General features: G+C 56.0%; 14 protein-coding genes and 1 tRNA gene. 5 read left to right on the top strand and 10 right to left on the bottom strand.

Going from position 1 to position 19,769, the window contains the following annotated elements:
• Positions 1 to 214: 214 nt before the first annotated feature.
• Positions 215 to 640, bottom strand: coding sequence for a BLUF domain-containing protein (locus tag HQL52_00905; GenBank protein MBF0367993.1), 426 nt, complete (start codon positions 638 to 640; stop codon positions 215 to 217).
• A gap of 541 nt (positions 641 to 1,181) precedes the next feature.
• Here HQL52_00905 and HQL52_00900 point away from each other — a divergent pair.
• Positions 1,182 to 1,640 (top strand): hypothetical protein, encoded by a 459-nt coding sequence (locus HQL52_00900; GenBank protein MBF0367992.1) that lies wholly within the window; start codon positions 1,182 to 1,184, stop codon positions 1,638 to 1,640.
• Here the strand turns inward: HQL52_00900 and HQL52_00895 are convergent.
• The 6 genes from HQL52_00895 to HQL52_00870 form a co-directional block, all read right to left on the bottom strand.
• Positions 1,595 to 2,524, bottom strand: coding sequence for a formylglycine-generating enzyme family protein (locus tag HQL52_00895; GenBank protein MBF0367991.1), 930 nt, complete (start codon positions 2,522 to 2,524; stop codon positions 1,595 to 1,597). The two genes, HQL52_00900 and HQL52_00895, sit on opposite strands and share 46 nt — an antisense overlap.
• 9 nt (positions 2,525 to 2,533) lie before the next feature.
• Positions 2,534 to 4,111: a caspase family protein gene (locus HQL52_00890; protein MBF0367990.1), complete on the bottom strand. Its 1,578-nt coding sequence runs from the start codon at positions 4,109 to 4,111 to the stop codon at positions 2,534 to 2,536.
• A gap of 7 nt (positions 4,112 to 4,118) precedes the next feature.
• Positions 4,119 to 5,183 carry a fructose-bisphosphate aldolase class II gene (locus tag HQL52_00885; GenBank protein MBF0367989.1) on the bottom strand — a complete coding sequence of 355 codons (1,065 nt, stop codon included), beginning with the start codon at positions 5,181 to 5,183 and terminating at the stop codon, positions 4,119 to 4,121.
• A gap of 302 nt (positions 5,184 to 5,485) precedes the next feature.
• Positions 5,486 to 6,445 (bottom strand): acetyl-CoA carboxylase carboxyltransferase subunit alpha, encoded by a 960-nt coding sequence (locus HQL52_00880; protein ID MBF0367988.1) that lies wholly within the window; start codon positions 6,443 to 6,445, stop codon positions 5,486 to 5,488.
• 486 nt (positions 6,446 to 6,931) lie between these two features.
• Positions 6,932 to 10,531, bottom strand: a complete 3,600-nt coding sequence (gene dnaE / locus HQL52_00875) for a DNA polymerase III subunit alpha (GenBank protein MBF0367987.1) — start codon at positions 10,529 to 10,531, stop codon at positions 6,932 to 6,934.
• 90 nt (positions 10,532 to 10,621) lie between these two features.
• Positions 10,622 to 10,706 (bottom strand) — tRNA-Leu (locus HQL52_00870).
• Positions 10,707 to 10,917: 211 nt separating this feature from the next.
• On the opposite strand from HQL52_00870, the gene HQL52_00865 reads away from it, so the two are divergent.
• The 4 genes from HQL52_00865 (at position 10,918) to HQL52_00850 (ending at position 14,805) form a co-directional block, all read left to right on the top strand.
• The gene (locus HQL52_00865; GenBank protein MBF0367986.1) at positions 10,918 to 11,739 is read left to right on the top strand and encodes a glutamate racemase; all 822 of its coding nucleotides are present in this window, start codon (positions 10,918 to 10,920) and stop codon (positions 11,737 to 11,739) included.
• Between the two features lie 170 nt (positions 11,740 to 11,909).
• A complete protein-coding gene (locus HQL52_00860; GenBank protein MBF0367985.1) occupies positions 11,910 to 12,779 on the top strand; it encodes a co-chaperone YbbN in 870 nt (289 codons plus the stop codon).
• 15 nt (positions 12,780 to 12,794) lie between these two features.
• The gene (locus HQL52_00855) at positions 12,795 to 13,136 is read left to right on the top strand and encodes a hypothetical protein (protein MBF0367984.1); all 342 of its coding nucleotides are present in this window, start codon (positions 12,795 to 12,797) and stop codon (positions 13,134 to 13,136) included.
• A 301-nt stretch (positions 13,137 to 13,437) separates the two neighbouring features.
• Positions 13,438 to 14,805, top strand: coding sequence for a hypothetical protein (locus tag HQL52_00850; GenBank protein ID MBF0367983.1), 1,368 nt, complete (start codon positions 13,438 to 13,440; stop codon positions 14,803 to 14,805).
• Between the two features lie 83 nt (positions 14,806 to 14,888).
• Here HQL52_00850 and HQL52_00845 read toward each other — a convergent pair whose 3' ends face one another.
• From HQL52_00845 to asnB, 3 genes are all read right to left on the bottom strand, one after another.
• Positions 14,889 to 16,595 carry a hypothetical protein gene (locus HQL52_00845; GenBank protein ID MBF0367982.1) on the bottom strand — a complete coding sequence of 569 codons (1,707 nt, stop codon included), beginning with the start codon at positions 16,593 to 16,595 and terminating at the stop codon, positions 14,889 to 14,891.
• Between the two features lie 5 nt (positions 16,596 to 16,600).
• Positions 16,601 to 17,803 (bottom strand): hypothetical protein, encoded by a 1,203-nt coding sequence (locus HQL52_00840; GenBank protein ID MBF0367981.1) that lies wholly within the window; start codon positions 17,801 to 17,803, stop codon positions 16,601 to 16,603.
• Positions 17,794 to 19,769 (bottom strand): asparagine synthase (glutamine-hydrolyzing) (gene asnB, locus HQL52_00835; GenBank protein ID MBF0367980.1); only part of this gene is annotated, 1,976 nt, incomplete at its 5' end. The genes asnB and HQL52_00840, both read right to left, overlap by 10 nt.

Below are 19,769 nucleotides of genomic sequence, written 5' to 3'. Positions count from 1 at the left end.
CAAGGTTCTCTTCATCAGGCCAGCTCTTGTCTACTCTCCAACGCTATGAACGGATCTACAACCACCACATCCCAACAGAGAAATTTGGGGCATATCACGCCTGTTCAAGCACTGAAGCAGTGGCAAGATAAAAGACCAGATTTGTTTGTTGAATCGGCATATAATCTCACAAGTCTTGACACTTAACGCATTGCAGAAATACCGAGACCAAACATCACTCGGGCTTTGAGCTATAATGTTTTAGAAATAAAGGGGGCCATCCCTTTGCCTGCAACAATTTTTTATTAAAATCCTCCAGGTCCAGGTAACCCTCCATTCCAATGACTTTGCCAAGGTCTTCAAGTTCTTCACGGACGAAAGCCATACTCCAATCTGGAAATGACCTTTGAAAAATCTCTTCTTTCACAACAATTGAGAGGCTGTAATGGCGATGGTCATGTTTTATCTTCTCTATAAGAGATTCAATCTTATCCCTTCTTCCTTCGATAAGTTGCATAAACAGTCCGTCCGAATATATCAGCACTCCAGTTATACCATTTTCCTCGTTGTTTTTTCGTGAGGCCTCAAGAATATTCTCAAGAGCGTCCGAACTCAAACCTTCCTTAAAAATGGATGTGTATATCACATGCATCAAGTCCATAATAATATCACCTCTATCCGATATTTCCCATGTAGCTCACAACGAGCCTCCAAATTGACCGCCAACAGCCTCAGAATCACTCACAATCCACATCTGCGGGGACTGGCAGCACCACTTTAATCTGAGTCATGGCAAAACCAACCTCAATTTGCTCCGATTATATGCATATTCCCTGATTTTGGACATACCTACCCTGAAATTCTTCTCACACAGCTACGATTTCCCTATGCAGTATCCCATATTAACCTGTCTGGTCCCGTGTGATCATATCCCGCGAAAAAGCCACCCATTATTCCGAACCCGGAGCATAATGGAGGAAATAATCCGCAAGGGAAAACAGGGAGGTTCACATGGAGATCAAGCTTCATAAAAACGCCCGTACCACCCCAGCCATTCGAGCGGAATACAGCAGTCCAAACTTTCAGAGCGCAAACTTGCCAAGCGCTTCAATATAGCAGTTCTATCTCAAAATTGGACATTCATCCCTGATACCAATTCCGGTTCAACAGGTGAGTCGAACAAAATCCCCACGAATGTGGGGATGACGAGTCAGGGAGCTGATGATTGCCCTCAAGGAAAAACCAAATTTTCAAGAAAGGCCGGTATTTTGTTGAAAGTGATGCAAGATTTGGAAAGGTTCGTGCCAGATACCCTGGATTCCCGCATTCACAGGAATGACGGTAAAAGTGCAACGGCATATGTCCAATTCTTGATTCGATTTGCTATAATTGAACAAAACCAACATCACAGCTCTACAAAAAGCCCAGCCTCACCCATAAGAGCAAACCCGTCCCGACACCAACCTTCGGTCCCGACTCAAACCGATCAGGCTTTAGCGTTTGACCGCACAACGATCAAAATTTCAACTGGTTTGGCAGGAAAAAACCGGTCCTGGAAGAACAGGCTGACAGGCGAGACAATCGCAGAAAATGCCAGCCAGCCTCAGGAGAGTGGTCAGAAAGGCAGTTCGGAAAGTTTGGGGCGTTTTTTAACCGTCTGATCCAGCACAGCAACCAGACGCAGACCCAGATCAGGCCTCCGGGTGGAAAAAAGCTCGAACCCCCGGTTCGCACAGCGCAACGCCCCGGGCTGGCTTTCCCAACCGCCACCCCGAATCACCCGGTAGCCGCTGTGCCCCTCCCAGGAAGGATTGTCCCGGGTGTGACGTTTATAGCTGTCCCGGGAATAGGTATCCCCCACCCACTCCCAGACGTTGCCACTCATATCCCCGAAGCCCAGGCTGTTGGCCTCGCGGCTTCCCACCACCTGGGTGGTGCGCCCGCTGTTTTGCCGATACCAACCCAGCTGATCGGGCGTCTCCCCTCCGGCATAACGGACCCGTTTGCCGCCATTGCGGCAGGCAAACTCCCACTCCGCCTCGGTGGGCAGGCGAAAACGGATTTTGGGATCTGACTGCTGTCCGTTAAGCTTATCCAAAAACCCTTCAATATCTTCCCACGAGACCCCTTCTATGGGATAGCTGTGGCCTTTGCGAAAGCTTGCGGGGTTGTTGCGGACGATTTTTTCCCACTGCCCCTGGGTCACCTCATAGCGCCCCATCCAAAAACCGGAAAGACAAGCCTGATGTACAGGGCCTTCATCGGCATCCCGTCCACTGGCCTTGGGGGGGCTGCCCATCTGATAGCATCCCCCGGAAAGCCAGATCATTTCCATTTTGGTGACCGGCTCGGTCCAGGAGTAGCCCGGTTGTGGAGAGTCGCCGCTGTTGGACTCCTTGACTTCACCGATGGCTACCGGCTCCCAGGAGTTGATCAAAAAAGCCCGGGCAAGGGTCGGCTGAAAAAGACACGCCAAGCCCACAGCCAGGAGAGCCCCTTTCGCTACCCTTCCCACTGCCTTACCCATGTCCCGTTCTGTTTTCATAGGTATCCCCTAACGCTCCCCACCCACCCGGGTCAGACGAATTTTGGTGGGATGGGAGAAGAGGGGATCGAGGGCCGATTCGCTCTTTTGGGTCTGGCTGCGCAGATAGGCGAACCCCTCGTTGAGATCCACCCAACCATCCTTGGGGCTGCCGTCGGCCCCATCCGCAGGTCCCAACATGCCCTTCAACAAAAAGTGGGTAAAGGCTCCCTGGCGACTCGGTCCGTGGGTTTTGGCCTCACCGGTGATGGCCGCCATCACCCAAGGCTTTTGGCTCTTGAAAAAAGCCCGATCCGGAACCAAACCATCGGTGTGATTTTTCAGGTTGCAGGCCGGGTTGGCGTTGAAACAGCCATCCACCACCACCATGATTTCAGGGTTGGGCAGCTTATCCAACTCTTCCCGCAGCCAAGCCAGAGAGATGGCGTGATCGGGATCCATCTCCTCAAGCTTCACCCCCACCGGAGCCAGAAGGATATCTTCCACATGGTGCATGCCACCCGTGGCCCAGGGCATTCCACGACCTGAAAAATAGAAGAGCAGCATGGCATTGGGGTCGATACGCCCCTGTTTGAGCAGCCAACGGATATCGGCCTGGAGCACATCCAGGGTGGCCCCCTCATCAACCCGCAAACGCATGTGCTCGGGATCATCGATAAAGAGCCCCCGACGCCCCAACAGGCGATGGAGATTTTGGGCATCCCGATCCGCAAAGTGCCGACCCCGGATGGTTTTATAACGATTGATCCCCACGATCACCGCAAAGGCGTCTTGGCGCTTTTTCCAACCGGAAAGGTGAGGGAGGGTTTCGAGATAATCGTCCAGCACTTCGCTGCGATCATCGATGTTGCCCGATTGGGGCCACACCTCGTGGGGCAAAAGTTTTTGGTGGGGAATATCGGCTTCCGGGTCGATGGCGGCCAGGATGAGTTGATCCTTGGCGGTGATAAAGTCGGCCTCTTCCGCATATTCGGCCACCAGCAGATCCACCGATTTGCGCAACGCATCCATGGTGGCCCCACCCCGGAATTTCCGCCAGAGGGTTTCCACCACATATTCCACGGCCATCTTGCGCCATTTATCCGCCCTTGCTCCGGAAAGCCCCGCCCGGGTCAGCCAGTCGTAGGCTTCCAGATAGCGGCCCATGCGAAAAAGCGAATAGAGCTTGGTATGGGCCAGGGACATATTGCCTGGATGATTTGAAAACCCTTTGAAAGCAAGGATATGCGCTGTTTCGTCATCCCCCAGCTCAAAGGTGACCCAAGCCAGATTGGCGAGGGTATTGAGGTGTTCGGGATGGTTGTTGTAAAGCTCTTCCCAAATCCGGCGAGCCTCGCGCTTGTCGCCAGAGGTGTAGGTGGCGAGCCCCAAATTATAACTGATAGCCAGATCGTTGGGGCAAAGCTCCCGGGCACGCTTGAGAGCTTCCAGCCCCCGGTCGGGCAGACGATCAAAGATATCGACCGCCTTGTGGGCCATTTCCCGGGCGATGGGGCAGGTGGAGACCGCTCCGGCCACCGACTCTGTGGCGAGGAACAGGGACGCCAAAAGCGCCCAGACCCACATCTGCCCAATTCGACCCATCATCAGAATCCTAACTCACTCGAGGATCCAGTTTTCCGGATTTATACTGCCCGGCCACCTCATCCAGAGGAATGGCCTTGATCCGGGAAGCCTGCCCCGCTGCTCCGAACTGCTCGTAGCGATCCCGGCACACCTGAGAGGCGGCATCCTCGGCGGGACGCAGATATTTGCGGGGATCGAAATTTTTTGGATTTTCAGTAAAATGGCGGCGGATGGCACCGGTCATGGCCAGGCGCAGGTCGGTGTCGATGTTGATCTTGCGAACACCGTAGCGAATCCCGACCTGAACCTCTTCGACGGGCACGCCGTAGGTTTCGGGAATGGCCCCACCGAATTGGTTGATTTCCGCCAACAGCTCCTGGGGAACGGCGGAAGAGCCGTGCATCACCAGATGGGTGTCGGGGAGACGGGCGTGGATCTCCTTGATGCGGTCGATGGCCAAAATATCGCCGGTGGGCTTGCGGGAAAATTTATAGGCCCCGTGGGAGGTGCCGATGGCAATAGCCAGGGCATCGACTTTGGTCTCACGGACAAATTGGGCGGCCTCTTCCGGGTCGGTCAAAAGCCGCTCCCGGGCGACATCCCCTTCAGCGCCGTGGCCATCCTCTTTGCCAGCCTTACCCGTCTCCAGGGAGCCCAACACCCCCAGCTCACCCTCTACCGTCACCCCGATGGCATGGGCCATCTCCACCACTTGCCGGGTCACCTGGACGTTGTATGCGAAATCGGAGGGGGTTTTGCCATCCTCTCGCAGGGAGCCATCCATCATCACTGAGGTAAAACCGCTGCGGATGGCTGCCAGACACACCGCCGGGGATTGCCCGTGATCCTGGTGCATGGCCACCGGCAGATGGGGATAAAGCTCCAGAGCGGCTAAAATCTGGTGACGCAGGAACGCCTCACCGGCATATTTGCGCGCCCCGGCAGAACCCTGAAGAATCACTGGGCTGTCAGTCGCATCAGCCGCCCGCAGGATCGCCCGAACCTGCTCCATATTATTGACGTTGAAGGCGGGCAGACCGTAGGCATTTTCAGCGGCATGATCCAGCAGTTGCCGCATGGATATCAGTGGCATGAAGTGTCTCCTTGAGTGATCTCACACCGAGTTTGAATCAAAGTTTGGCGCATCCGAACCCCCACGCCCCAAAAAAAATCCCAATTCCCTCAACACGACCCTCATTTGGTACGCAACCACACACATCCCCCCATTGGCAGGGCGCATGATACCATAACCATCGCGTATTAAACTGAACAAAAAGAGGTTTTTGGGGAAACAAAACAAAAAAACCGCCCCCCGGACCATTCATTGGACAGTTCTGCCACACAAAGCCGCCACCCGGCAGAAGTGTCTGGAGCCCCCACCCCTTTTTTACATCATCAATTTTCCAACACCACACCCATATCCATAAACTTTTTAAAACGCGATTCAGCCAGCTTGTCCGGGGGGATGTTTTTCAGCTCTCGCAAATTCTTTTCCAGGTGCTCCCGGAGGATCAAACCTGCTGCCGCTGGATCCCGATGGGCTCCCCCCACCGGCTCCGGAATAATCCCATCGATCACGCCCAACTCCAGGATTTCCTCAGCGGTCAAGCGCATCGCCTCGGCAGCCAGCTCCGCCTTGGCGGCATCCTTCCAGAGAATGGATGCGCACCCTTCCGGAGAGATCACCGAATAGATGGCATAGTGCATCATCAACACCCGATTGCCCAAACCGATGGCCAAAGCCCCCCCGGAGCCCCCTTCGCCGATCACCACGCAGATCACCGGCACCCGCAAGGTGATCATCTCCTTGAGGTTTCTGGCAATGGCCTCCGCCTGTCCCCGCTCCTCGGCACCTTTACCCGGATAAGCCCCGGGGGTGTCGATGAGAGTGATGATGGGCAGCTGAAACTTATCGGCCAATTTCATCAGCCGAAGGGCCTTGCGATATCCTTCCGGCCGGGGCATGCCAAAATTACGCACCACCTTGTCCTTGGTGCCACGCCCTTTTTCCTGACCGATCACAACGACATCATGACCAGCCAGTGTGGCAAGCCCCCCTAAAGTGGAAGCATCATCACCAAAGGTCCGATCGCCGTGAAGCTCCTCAAAGCCGTCAAAAACGATATCCAGATAGTCACTGGCGATGGGGCGGTCGGGATGGCGGGAGAGCAGGGTCTTTTGCCAGGGCGAGAGCTTGGCAAAGATCCGGTCGGTCAGCTTGCTCGCCTCCTCCTCCAGGAGGACAATCTCGTTGGCAATGTCGATGTCGGAACTGCTGGAAAGGTGTCGCAGTTCGTCGATCTTGGCCATCAGTTCGCCAATGGGTCGTTCAAATTCCAGAAAGGTTCGAGACATCGCCAGTTTCCAAAAATCCATAAAAGAGAGGTCAATCCCACGCCCCAAGGGCCCCAAAAAAACCGGCAGAGGTCATCCATCCGCCCCACAACCGCTTTTTTCCAGCACAGAGCCTACCACAAGCGCCCCGAAAAAAACATCCGGGGCAAAAAAGAGATCCGCCAAAAATACACAATGGCCCAGGACAATCTCAAGTGGCCCCAGACAAAATGGCCGGGATAAACCTAAATCCGGCAGTTGGGCGTACGCACATGCCCCAGCCTCTTGATCCACCAAGCAAATCGGGAGAAAGTCTTGTGACCAACATGGTGCCGGCGATTCCTCCCAATTCACTATGCGAACCCATATCCTGCACCAGCCACACACGCCCAAATGCCGGATTTAGGATAAAAAAACATCCACACCGCCCCAACGCCGCCATCACTCGATGGGTTTTATCAAAAGTTGGCCGGGAAAAATCTCATCATCAGCCCGGTCATTCTCCCCTCAGTGCAATGAAGTCGCCCCACCCCCCCGGGAAAAACGGACAGACTTTTTGCCAAAAAGATTTTGAAGATCAATCAACAACCGCTCACCCGGGGTTACCCGAAACCCCTCCCCCAACTGAAACCTCGCCCGAGCCTTGGGAAAAGGCATCTCCACCACCACCTGACACTCCCCCCCGCCATGGCGTTTGAGAATTTCACCAAACCGGTTACTCACCTCCGGTGTAAAGGTCAAAGGATCGACAGTCACCATCAAAGTGCGACACAACCGCTCCCGCAACGCCTCCAGGCTCATCAACTCCTCAGCCGTCAGCTTGGGCTCCTCGTCATTCACCTCCACAGCCGCCGAAACCACCAGCACATTCTTCCCCTCCAAAAGCTCACGGTGCTCCAGAAAGAGATCCGAAAAAACCACCAGCTCCACCTGTCCGAAACGATCCTCCAGGGTGACAAAAGCCATACGATCCCCGGAACGGGTGCGGTGAATCTTGCGCTCAGACACCAGAGCGGCAATCTTGACCCGGGGACGGTTATCGTTCCCCCGACCCGGCCCATAGCGCCGCCCGCCCCCCTCACCGCCATCACTACTGGGAGGGGGTCTGCTTCCCCGAAAACGCTCTTTGAGCCCCTGGGTGGTGAGCAGCCCATACTCAGCCAACTCTTTGGCATAAATGTCCAAAGGATGGCCACTCATATAAAAGCCCAAAGCCTCTTTTTCAGCTTCCAGCTTTTCGTTGTCATCCAACTCCGGGCATTCGGGCAGGGTTTCCTCCCCCTGGGCGTTCTCTTCCTCCTCCAGTCCGCCGAAAAGATCCAGAAACCCGAGATTTTTATCCGCCTGCTCCCGCCCCCCCTGGCTCATGGCGGTAGGCAGGGCTTCGAGCAGGGCGGCCCGGTTGCCTCCCAAGCCGTCACAGGCACCTGCCTTGATCAAATTTTCCATCACCCGACGATTCAGGCTCGCCGCTTCCACCCGGCGGCACAGGTCATAAATTCCGGTAAAAACACCCCCTTTTTTCCGAGCCGCCAGCAGGGCATCCACCGCGCCCTCCCCCACATTTTTGACTGCTGCCAAACCATAACGGATTCCCCCATCCTCCAGGGAAAATTCCTTGAAAGCGTGGTTAACATCCGGAGGCAGCACCTTGATCTTCATGGCCAGGCACTCCCGCACAAAAGCGATCACCTTGTCGGTGTTCAACATGTCGCAAGTGAGGGTCGCTGCCATGAAGGCGACGGGATAGTGGGCCTTCAGCCAGGCTGTTTGGTAGGAGATGAGGGCATAGGCTGCAGAGTGGGATTTATTGAAGCCGTAGCCTGCAAACTTTTCCATCAGGTCGAAAATATAGGTCGCCTTTTTGGTGTCGATATCATTTTTAGCGGCCCCTTTCATGAAGATTTCCCGTTGGGAGGCCATCTCCGCCGCTTTTTTCTTACCCATGGCCCGGCGCAACAGGTCCGCTCCCCCCAGGGAATAACCCGCCAGCACCTGGGCGATCTTCATCACCTGCTCCTGGTAGAGAATCACCCCATACGTCTCTTTCAGAATCGGCTCCAGCTGGGGCAATGGATAGGATACTTTGGCCCGGCCATGCTTGCGCTCGATAAAATCATCCACCATCCCCGAGCCCAACGGACCGGGTCGATAGAGAGCGACCAGGGCGATGATCTCCTCGAAGGAGTCTGTGGCCAGTTTTTTCAGAATTTCCCGCATACCGGAAGATTCCAGCTGGAACACCCCCCGGGTCCGCCCCTCCTTGAGAAGCTTGAAGGTTTCGGAATCCTTGCGGTCAATCTGGGCGATATCGATCGCTTCCTTGCCCATTTTTTTTCGTTCGTCGTTGACCAATCCCAAGGCCACATCGATCACGGTCAATGTTTTAAGACCGAGAAAATCAAACTTGACCAGCCCCGCCTTTTCCACATCCCCCATGTTGAACTGGGAGGCGGGCATGTCCGAGCGGGGATCCTGATAGAGGGGGACGATATCCGTCAGGGGGCCGTTGGCCATGACGATACCGGCGGCATGGGTTCCGGCAGAGCGAGGCAGCCCCTCCAGCACCAGGGCAAGATCCATCAACGTCTTGACCTCCGGCTCCTCAGCCATCAGGGTGCGCAGCCGCTCCTCCTGCTCAATGCCCTCCTTCAGGGAGATCCCCAGCACCATGGGGATCAACTTGGCGATGCGATCCACCCGGCCATAGGGCAACTCCAACACCCGCCCCACATCCCGCACTACCGCCCGGGCCTGGAGAGAGCCAAAGGTGATGATCTGGGCTACCCGATCCACCCCATAGCGATCTTGAACATAGCGAATCACCTCATCCCGGCGATCCATACAAAAGTCCACATCAAAGTCCGGCATGGAGACCCGTTCGGGATTCAAAAACCGCTCAAAAAGCAGCCCGTAGCGGATGGGATCCAGATCGGTGATATCGAGCACCCAGGCTACCAGGGACCCAGCTCCCGATCCCCGCCCCGGCCCGACCGGGATACCCTTTTTTTTGGCCCAGCGGATAAAATCGGAAACGATCAAAAAATAGCCGGGAAAGCCCATTTGCAGGATAATTTCCAGCTCCAGAGCCAGCCGATCCCGATAGATCGCTTCGGTCTCGGGCCATTTTTCGGCAGGAAAACGATTGAACACCCGGGTTTTCAGTCGAACAGCCAACCCCTCCTCGGACTGATGGCGCAGCCAGGAGGCGAGATCCTCCCCTTCGGGAAGCTTGAATTCGGGCAGAATGGATTTACCGAGAGAGAGTTGCAGATTGCAGCGTTTGGCGATTTGCAGGGTGTTGTCGAGGGCTTCGGGGATATCCTGAAAGCGTTGCCGCATCTCCTGAGCGGAGGTAAAAGCAAAGGATTCGCTGAAAGTGGCCCGCCCCTCTTCATAGAGGGTCTGACCGAGGCCGATACAGCTCAGCACATCGTGGGCGGGTTGATCCTCGGGGTTGAGAAAATGGACATCGTTACTGGCGACCAGGGGAATATCCAGCTCCTGGGCCAGGCGCACGCTCTGGCGGATAAAGGCTTCCTCCCCGGGGGCGCCGTGGCGGTGAATCTCCAGATAATAGCCGGGTTGACCATCCGGTGCCTGGTAGAGCTTTTTAAGACGCTCCGCCGCCCGCCGAGCCTCTTCCCAACGCCCCGCTTCCAGGTGCCTGCCCACTTCCCCTTTGGCACCACAGGAAAGAGCAATCAACCCCTCCCGATATTTTTGCAGCGACTCCCCATCCACCCGGGGTTTGTCATGCATCCCCTCCAGATAGCCCACGGATACCAGACGCATGAGATTTTGCCAGCCGGTCTGGTTGCGGCAGAGGAGAATCAGCTGATCCCGAATCTCCTTGTCCGCTCGGGCCGTCAGCTCCCGACGTTGGGGCACCACCAGCACCTGGGAGCCCAAAATCGGCTTGATCCCCGCTTTGAGACAGCCGGTATAAAACTGGATCGCAGCGAACAGATTGCCCTGATCGGTCAAGGCGAGGGCAGGCATACCCTCCTGTGCGGCACGCTCAATCATACCTTTGACAGGTAGAGAGGCCGCCAGAAGGGAATAGCAGGAGTGGACGTGAAGATGAACGAAGGCGGCGTGGGACATGAAGGGTCACCAGCCTGGAGCCGGGAGGCATACCCAGCAGCCGAACCAGAGGCCGGACGGCTGAGATCCAGATCCACAAGTGTGGAGAGATGGTGCGGATGGCCGGAGTCGAACCGGCACGGCTTGCGCCACTGCCCCCTCAAGACAGCGTGTCTACCAATTCCACCACATCCGCAAACAGAACAAACCAGAAAGAGAGTGATTTCTACCAGATTCCCCCCGAGCATGGCAAGGATCCTGTATCAATTCCCTGACAGAGGCGTGCTTATCCGGATTTCTGCCAAAACATCTAACCATTCCGGAGGGCGCCATACCTAAAAAAATTCTCCATCGATTTCATGCCCTGGAAGGTTCCAAATCCAACGCACCAAGGTTACCATGGCGCCATGAAAGGTGATAAATCCGATTTTGATCCCCGCCCCATCGGTATTTTTGATTCCGGGGTGGGGGGCCTCACGGTGTTGGGGGCTCTGGCGCGACAGCTACCTGGAGAAAGTTTCATCTATCTGGGGGATACCGCACGGGTGCCCTACGGCTCCAAATCCCCCCGCACGGTGGAACGCTATACCCTGCAGGTGGCCGATTTTTTGTTGAGCCAAAACGTCAAAGCCCTGGTGGTGGCCTGCAACACCGCCTCAGCCCTGGGGCTCGCGGCCCTGCGCACCCACTGCGACGTGCCTATCCAGGGAGTGATTCAACCCGGCTGCCGGGCCGCTCTTTCGGCGAGCAAAAGCCGCCACATCGGGGTAATCGGCACCCGCACCACCATGGCCAGCGGCGCTTACCCCCACACCCTCTATCTACTGAACCCCAAGGTACAGGTCTCCTCTTTGGCCTGCCCGCTTTTCGTCCCCCTGGTAGAGGAAAACTGGCTCACACACCCGGCGACCCATCTGATTGTCGAAGAGAGCCTGAAACCCTTCATCCATAAAAAACTCGACACCCTGATCTTGGGCTGCACCCACTATCCCCCCCTGAAGCCGGTGATCAAAGAAGTCCTGGGCTCGGAAGTGCGCCTGGTGGATTCCGCCCAGGCAGTGGCTGAAGAGATGGAACTGCGCCTGCGGGATCTGATCAAACCGACCCGGCCCGGCACTCCCCAGCTCCTCAACTATCTGGTGACCGATGTGGCCGAACGCTTTATCGAGGTGGCCCCCCGCTTTTTGGATGGTCTGCCGGTCAAAAATGTGGAGATGGTAGATCTTTAACCGGCCAGCGGTTTTCTCCAACCAGCCAGCAAAATTTTGCCCCCAGACTCTCTTAATCATTGAAAATTTAAACACCCCCTTCAAACCCCATTGCGCTTTTTGGTAAAATATCGTTATCAAAAAGCGGGTTTTTCTCTTTCCATACTGTTCTCGTTTTGGAGGTGCTCTGCATGGCTGATTCCCCCTGGGTGGTGGAAGTGACTCGGGACAACTTCCAGCAGCAAGTCTATGTGCGTTCCCATGAAGTACCGGTACTGGTGGATTTTTGGGCTCCCTGGTGTGGCCCCTGCCGGACACTGGGCCCCACCCTGGAAAAACTCGCTGAAGAGATGAATGGTCGTTTTCTTTTGGCCAAAATCAACTCCGACGCAGAAGCGGAAATCGGCGAACAGTTTGGAATCCGCTCCATTCCGGCTTGCAAACTGTTCATCGCCGGGGAGGTGGTGGATGAGTTTACCGGTGCACTCCCCGAATCAGGCGTACGCGCATTTCTCGATAAGGCCATCCCCTCCCCTGCGGATTCCCTGGCTGCCCGGGCCGAGGTGCATTTGGCTGAGGAGCAGTTGGATGCCGCCTCCGCCCTCTATCAGGAAGCCCTCACGCTGGATCCCCAACATGGAGAGAGCTTATTGGGGCTCGCCCGAATTTTGATGGCAGATGGCGAGAAGGCCGCAGCTGCTGAGCTTCTGGACAGGCTCCCACCCAAATTCGCCCAAAAACCGGAAGCCCGGGCGCTCACCGCCAAACTCAGCTTTCAACAGGAGAGCAGCGAATCTGGGGGAGATCCCGAAGAGCTGAAGCGTCAAGTGGCTGAAGCCCCCGGTGATCTCACCGCCCGCATGGCCCTGGGCAATGCCTATGTGAACCAGGAGCAGTATGCTGAAGGATTGGATCAATTTTTGGAAATCATCCGTCGGGATCGGGAATTTGAGGAGGATGGTGGGCGCAAGGCGGTGCTTCGGGTGTTTGAAATGTTAGGGCCTACTCACTCGGTGGTCCGACAATACCGCTCCCGGCTTTCAGCACTGCTCTTTTCCTGATTCGGAATCTCAATAATGGGTGCCTCCCCACCTCCGCCACCCGGCAAGGGTACCATTCCCCCGGGAGGCACCCGTTTTGAGGTTGGCCCCTGGATCGTCGGTGCCCTCATCTGGGGCCTCTTCTCTCTGGTGGTTTTACTGGAATATCTGAGCCAGGGGGATGGAGTGCATCTGGATCAGTTTTGGTTTTTACTCTCGCTGATCTGGTTTCAGTTTGGTTTTGGTTCGGTCTTCATCTCTCTCCTCCGCCCCCCTCCCCGCGCCCTCATCGACCGCCTGCTGATTGCCCTGGCTCCCCCTCTCATCCTCTACCTCTTCGTCCTGGGAGCCATGGCTTTCCATCGTTTGGCGGGATAACGCTTTCCAGTTGGGATAGCACTACATTTCTTCCCGTCCGGCAGGACAATGACCTCTATGCATACGTCATGATTATATACCACAACATAAAATTGCCATTTCACACTTGTATACCTTCTTTAGTAATGTTAAAAACTTCCCCTCCCAGGAAAGAGGCCATCAAAACACCACAAAAACCTTGTGAAAAAAACATGTGTTTATCAGCAAAAACAACAACATGATCAACACAAAACGATGCCACCTTCAACAATCTCCTGGTTCTTTCTATAACTCAAAATTAACGACTAGACAGGAAGATAAAATGAAATCAATCAAGAAACGAAAAACCAGCCCTTGGAAAACGTTCCTATTTTCCAGCTTGATCGGACTCACGCTCTCTGGATGTGCGGCCCACCGCATGGCGCAAGTTGGAAACATTATTCGAACAGACTATTCTTCAACCAATCCATTCAAAAATAACAGTTCTGACAATGCTTTTTACGAAGAAAACTATGGCGGGCTTATTTTTAAAGAAAAAATTGCCCAAGTAGATTTCAAGAATAGTGAGATAAAAACACTTTACGAATGCTCCACTTCAGCAGCAGAATGCACAGAAAAGCGCAACAAACTGCAAAACATCCTTTTGCGGGCTGCTGCCAACAACTGTAAAGCCCATCAGGCTGGCATTTTTGCCAACGCTGCCGTCACAAAAACCACACTGGATATCGGCTCTGCAGGCCTGTCTGGTGCCGCCAGCGTCATTTCAGGAGCCACAGCTGGTCACTTGTCAGCAGCAGGTGCTTTCCTGACCACTTCCCGTTCAGTTATCGATCTGGAGGTTTACCAAAGTCAAATCACCAGCGCAATCATCACGGAAATTGACGCCCTCCAGGAAACAAGCCTGAAAAACATCAAGAAAAAACAAACCACTTCGATTGCAAATTATATGATGGAAGAAGCCATTGTGGATACCATCAAACACAACAATCTCTGCTCGTTCTACAAGGGGGTTTCCTCTCTGGTTGCTAAAGCTGGGAGTGGCAATGCCCCCTCTGCAGATTGGGTCAATGACAAAATTGACCTGTTAAATACGGAATACAACAATGCAAAAAAGCGATACGATCAAGCCAACAATGATGGCGACAAAGACTTGGCTGATCTACACAAACAGACCATGGAAGACATTACCCATAAGTTACGTGGACTACAACAAATCTCCCTGAGCACTAAAAGTAGTTCCTACATAGATACCAACAAAGAAGTGACTGCATCAGAAGCAGCTGGCACTGCGTTGCAAGCTGTCATAACGGCCTCAGCTAATCGAACAATAGCAGAAGAAGCCAAAAAGACAGCTGAAGCTGAAAAAACTAAAGCCGAAGCCGCACAAACAGCGAATGATAAAGACGCAGCCAAATCAGCTGCAGAAAATGCACAAGCAGCTGCCAAAAAAGCTGCAGACGCCAAGGCGACAGCTGAAACAGCGGCTTCGGAAGCCAAAACGGCACAGGCTGATGCCGCCAAAGCAGTCATACTGGAAGAAACGACTGAAGCAGAAGTAGCAGCTTCTTCTGCAGATACCAATTCCAAAGCCGCCGCCACACATGCTACAGATGCAGCGACATTCGCAGCTGATGCTCAAACAGCTGCGAATGCCGCCCAAGCTATTTCAGATACTTTAAACCCCCAATAACCGTTGCCAACCCAACAGCCACACCTCTGAACAAGGGTTGAAAAACAAAGATTATCTGCAAAATATGGGAGATCAGAAAAAAATCAGCGCACCTGGTTTGAAGCTTTACCCCCCTCCCCTGTCCATCGAACCAAAAGATGGTGTTTGTTATCCGTCGCCAGGATGGTGAGAGGGGGGGGCAACCTTTGCAGGGGATAAAAAGGGGCGGAATAGCCTTTGGGGCCTGGATTTGCGGTCATGAAAAAAAAGTCGCAAGCCCGGGTTCCCGCTTTAAACCCCCTCTTATCGACCTCCTCGGGGGGAGGCCTGATGGTAACGCGGTCGCCATAAAACATGGTGTGGGGGGTGAAAAGGGCATAAACACATTCACCCGGAGGCACCGCCTTGAACATCCCCGCCACCGCTTCGTTTAGCTGATAGCGGCTTTCAATCTCCTTGATAACCTCCCCAGGCTCTTCGTTATTCAGCCAATAGCGACTCTTCCTGAAAGCTTCCAGATGCGCGGGCAAGGGGGTCATGTATCGCTGGACCATCATGGACCAGGGAGCCAAAAATGAAACCAGCACCATGGCCAAAAGCCCCCCTCTGATGGGTGCCACGCCCCCAACGGCCCCGCCCCTCCCCGAAGAGAACACCTCTGCCCCTGTTCCCTCCCCGGTTCGCCCCTTCCCAGCTCCCAAAAATCGCCCCTCCAGCCAACCGGCAAAAAGAAAGGCATGGAGCAGGATGACCGGGAAGAGCACCAGCAAAAAACGGTGCATGAAATCCGGAAACCGCCAGATCAAAATCATGCCGAGATAGAAGGGTGTCTGCCACGCTTCGATCCCCCCAGCCCCCATGCGCAGCCAGTGCCCCCCCAGACCCAACACCAGCACCACCCCAGCGGTCCATTTCGTAAACACACCGGGCTCAAAATGAAATATTTTAAGCCACCCCTCCCACATCACCTCCCCCTGAGCCACGGTCTCCAGCAGCCACCCCCCAGGATCGGCCATCATCCCCCCCAACAACATCCCCCCATAACCACCGCTCTCGGAAACCCGCCCCACCCCTTCCCAAACCAGCCATGGCAGCAGCGCTATCACCACGAAAGGCCAAGCGCGGCCATTTTTTTTCAGCAGGATCCACACCCCAAACGCCGCTACCAGGGAGAGCGCCGCCGTCCGGGTCAACAGCGCCAAGCCCATCATCAGCGCCATGGCCCACAGAATGGTTCGCCCCCCTACCAGTTGAACCCTACCTCCTGCCCCTCCACCCACTCCATCCCCCACCCCGTCACCCTCTCTTCCAGGCTTCGGCCAGGATTCCGCCAAGAGATAGACCGATAAGATGAAAAACAGATAAGGCAGCTCACTCCAAATCTCCAAGCTGTGCAGCAACACCCCAGGGGCCAACCCAACCAGCAGCAAAAGCCCCAAAGCCCAACGCCAACTCCCCACCACCCGCCCCACCCACACCCCATACACCCCCAAGGCGCCCAACCAAAAGGTGGTGGTGATGGCGTGGGAGAGAGGCACATTTTGGGAGCCCCCACCAAAAAAACCCAAAACAAAAGAGTACATCGGAGGAAAGAGGGTGACTCCGGAGATATATCGGGCCACCTCCCCAGGCTCACCAATCCAGGGGGAAAAAGAGTCCGCCACCAGCAGGTAGACCGCATCATCCCCCATAAACCCAGCCAGCTCACTCCAAGTGAGGGGATAATAGAGCCCGGCCAGCAACAGGAGCAAAAACGTCAGCTCCATACCGGACACGGCCTTCGAAGCCTCTTCTGTTTGAGGGGGAGTCATGGCATTCAGGTCGGAGGGGATTCACTCTTGGCGCGATGCAGGGTGGCCAGAGCCAGAGCCATCCAGCCGTTACACCAGCGCAGCAAGGTGAAGCGCTTTTTAAACCAAGCCGCCTCCTGATAAAAAAACCGGCCCTCGGGGTGATACATGGTGGAAAGCGCCCAATCAGCGATCCCCTGGGCCAGCTCGCCGTGACTGGACCAGTGGCGGGAAAAGGTGAGAATCCCCTGAGCCGCACCGTGGATGTCGTGGGGATAGTCGCAGTCGCTGCGCCAGCGGGGGGAGTGGTCGGGGTTGAAGAGGTGTCGGGCATAAAAATCCAACCCCTTGTCATAGCTCTTCTGCCACGCTCGATCCCCGGTGGCCGCCATATAGCGCTCCAGGGCATCGAGAATAAAGCCGGTGTGGTAGTTGTCAATCTTAACGTGGGAGGCGCTGGGGGGATCGGTATAATACCAGGCCCCTTCGGGGGTTTGTTGCTCCACCACATAACGGACCAGGCGCTGGGCTTTTTCCTGCCATTTGCTATTTCCGGAAAGAACCCCAAAACGGGCCGCCACCGCACCGATCAGGATGGAGACATCCATCACCCGCATGGTCATGGGCACAGGCTGATAGCCGAGACAGAGGTGACGGTCATCATCGAGCAGGACAGGTAGATCGGTGAGCAGAAAATCGAGGGCTCCAGCGACGGTCTCCAGGTGGCGATCATCCCGGGTCACCTCATAGCCATCCAGAAAAGCCTCGCAGACAAAACTCGTCACCACCGCATTGGGGGTGTTGGTAGGAGCAAAAAACCCCCCATCCTGCCAAGGATAGGGATAGCCCCAGCCCAGCCCGCTCCAACTCCCCACCGAAACATCCTGTCCCAGCAGTTCCAGCAATCCCAACCCCTCTTCCAGATATCCCTGACCACCACCCGCTGCCCCCCCTGCTGCGGCATAGCGGTGGAAAAGCCCCCGCGCCAAAAGTGAAAGCCCCTTGGGGTTGCGGGTGGGGCGCACCATCAGCAGGGGGCGGATATTGATCGGCATGCGCATCACCCCCTGGATCGCCACCAATCGGGGCCAACGGCTCCAGCCCAGGGTGGCGTTCAGCAGGGGGCTGTTCAAACCATCATGTTTGTTATATCCCTGCCACCCCCGTACCCGGCCCCACTCATAGACCTTGTCCAGGATCTCGTCCAACTGGGCTGCCGTTACCGCCATGTCGCCTGCTCCCCTTTTTCGAAAAGATCCACCCACACCCCGACGCCGATCATGAGGTAGAGCAAAAAATAGTGCCACCGCAGACGTCTGTCCGGGGGAGTCGCCAGTATCTGCCTGATAAATTCGGGATTAAACAAACCATCCGCCGCCAAACGCTCCGGGGAGAGATATTGGTCTGCCAGGGGACGCAGGTGGCTGGTAAAAAAGCGCGCTGCGTTGACCTGAAAGCCGCTTTTGGGGCGATGGAGAATTTCCGGGGTGAGCCAGGGGGAGACAATCTCCCGCATCCACCCCTTCAGACGCCCCCCCGGCATCAACTGCTCTCTGGGCACCCCCGCCAGCCGCTGCCACAGGGACTCATCCAAAAAGGGGGTACGGGATTCCAAACCAAAAGCCATGCTCACCCGATCTTCCTGCCAGAGAAAATCGTTGACCAGTTTATTTTGGTTTTCGAATGCCAAGGCTTGCCCCATGAATCCTTCCCCGGAGTCGGGCCAGAGCCTCTCCAGCTCCCCCCAGGCATCCACCGGATTTTCATCCAGAAGCCGGGTGCCATAAAGGCGGCGGCGGGCTTTATCGCTCTCCCAAATATTACGAAAAATACCGTAAGAGCGAGGGGTTCCAGCGGCTCCCAACATTTGAAGCCCCCGGACTGACTCCTCCCAGGGCAGGGGCAGCCAGCCGCCAACCCCCTGAGCGGCCATCCCCCCCATACCCGCGGCCACCCCCCGCAGGGGCAACGCCCACCCAGCGCCCAAAGGCTCCAGGTAGCGCATGAATCGGTGGGCGTGATAGCCCATAAAAAGCTCATCCCCCCCCAAACCGGAAAAGGCCACCTTCACGTGACGGCTGGCCAGACGGGCGACCGCAGCGGCCTGGAAGGCATTGACCTTGGGAGTTTCCAGATGCCAGATCAGCGGCCCCAGCCATTTTCCCAAATCCGCCGGCATTCCTTGGCGGTGGTTGGGAATATCCAAAATGTGGGCCGTTCGGGCCGCTTCGTCCGCTTCTTCCGGCCGATCCCCGGCCTCAATCGTGAAGGTGGGAAAATGGCGCGCGGGTTGTTTTTTGCGAACCAGCGCCGCCAGGGTGGAGGAGTCGAGCCCGCCGGAGAGGTAAGCCCCCACATCCACATCCGCAATCAGATGGCGCTCCACCGCCCGGGTTAATAATTCCCGCACCTCTTCGATATCAGGAGCTGCCCCCGTTGCGCCTCCCCCCTCCTCAGAATCCCCAGCTGCAAAGGAGTCCAGGGAGCCAAAATGTACCTGCCCGTTCTCCCAGCAGATCACCCCTCCTGGCGGCAGCTGAAAAATACCGGAAAAGAGCGTCCGATCCCCCGGGAGATAGCGAAAGTTGAGCAGGAGGTGTAACGCATCCAGATCCAGGCTGGGCTTTTCACCCAGAGCCGGAAGAAGGGATTTGGCCTCCGAAGCGAAGAGCAGCCGCTCCCCTTCGAGGCGATAAAAGAGGGGCTTGATGCCCTGACGATCCCGCACCAGCCATCCCCGCCGGGCGCGGGGCTCCCACAAAGCATAGGCAAACATCCCCGAAAGCCGCGCCACCCCCTGAATTCCCTGCTCCAAATGCAGCGCCAGGACTGTTTCGGTATCGGTGCGGGAGCGGAAGGAAAAGCCTTTTTTCAGCAGCTCCTCCCGAAGCGCCGGAAAATTATAGGCCTCGCCATTATAAGCGATCACCCCCCGTCCATCGGGGTCACTCATGGGTTGATGCCCGGAGTCCGGATCGATGATCGCCAGGCGCACATGCCCCAGAGCGCACAGCGGTTGATGATAGACTCCCCGCCCATCCGGCCCCCGGTGGGCGATGGCGCGCACCATGGCGTTGAGACAATCCTGTCGATCCCCCCCCGGAGCTGGACCAAACCAGCCGGTCAGCCCACACACGTGCCATCCCCCCGCCCCCCCCCCCCCCCCCGCTGTACCCCCCCCCCCCCCCCCCCCCC

It is taken from the genome of Magnetococcales bacterium (assembly GCA_015232395.1).
GTDB lineage: Bacteria > Pseudomonadota > Magnetococcia > Magnetococcales > JADFZT01 > JADFZT01.
This window is presented reverse-complemented; position numbering and strand designations above follow the sequence as displayed.

What these genes read in the sequence shown, in the direction of transcription:
- HQL52_00905 (MBF0367993.1), bottom strand. Translation starts at nt 640, where the DNA reads ATGGACTTGATGCATGTGATATACACATCCATTTTTAAGGAAGGTTTG.
- HQL52_00900 (MBF0367992.1), top strand. Translation starts at nt 1,182, where the DNA reads ATGACGAGTCAGGGAGCTGATGATTGCCCTCAAGGAAAAACCAAATTT.
- HQL52_00895 (MBF0367991.1), bottom strand. Translation starts at nt 2,524, where the DNA reads ATGAAAACAGAACGGGACATGGGTAAGGCAGTGGGAAGGGTAGCGAAA.
- HQL52_00890 (MBF0367990.1), bottom strand. Translation starts at nt 4,111, where the DNA reads ATGATGGGTCGAATTGGGCAGATGTGGGTCTGGGCGCTTTTGGCGTCC.
- HQL52_00885 (MBF0367989.1), bottom strand. Translation starts at nt 5,183, where the DNA reads ATGCCACTGATATCCATGCGGCAACTGCTGGATCATGCCGCTGAAAAT.
- HQL52_00880 (MBF0367988.1), bottom strand. Translation starts at nt 6,445, where the DNA reads ATGTCTCGAACCTTTCTGGAATTTGAACGACCCATTGGCGAACTGATG.
- dnaE (MBF0367987.1), bottom strand. Translation starts at nt 10,531, where the DNA reads ATGTCCCACGCCGCCTTCGTTCATCTTCACGTCCACTCCTGCTATTCC.
- HQL52_00865 (MBF0367986.1), top strand. Translation starts at nt 10,918, where the DNA reads ATGAAAGGTGATAAATCCGATTTTGATCCCCGCCCCATCGGTATTTTT.
- HQL52_00860 (MBF0367985.1), top strand. Translation starts at nt 11,910, where the DNA reads ATGGCTGATTCCCCCTGGGTGGTGGAAGTGACTCGGGACAACTTCCAG.
- HQL52_00855 (MBF0367984.1), top strand. Translation starts at nt 12,795, where the DNA reads ATGGGTGCCTCCCCACCTCCGCCACCCGGCAAGGGTACCATTCCCCCG.
- HQL52_00850 (MBF0367983.1), top strand. Translation starts at nt 13,438, where the DNA reads ATGAAATCAATCAAGAAACGAAAAACCAGCCCTTGGAAAACGTTCCTA.
- HQL52_00845 (MBF0367982.1), bottom strand. Translation starts at nt 16,595, where the DNA reads ATGACTCCCCCTCAAACAGAAGAGGCTTCGAAGGCCGTGTCCGGTATG.
- HQL52_00840 (MBF0367981.1), bottom strand. Translation starts at nt 17,803, where the DNA reads ATGGCGGTAACGGCAGCCCAGTTGGACGAGATCCTGGACAAGGTCTAT.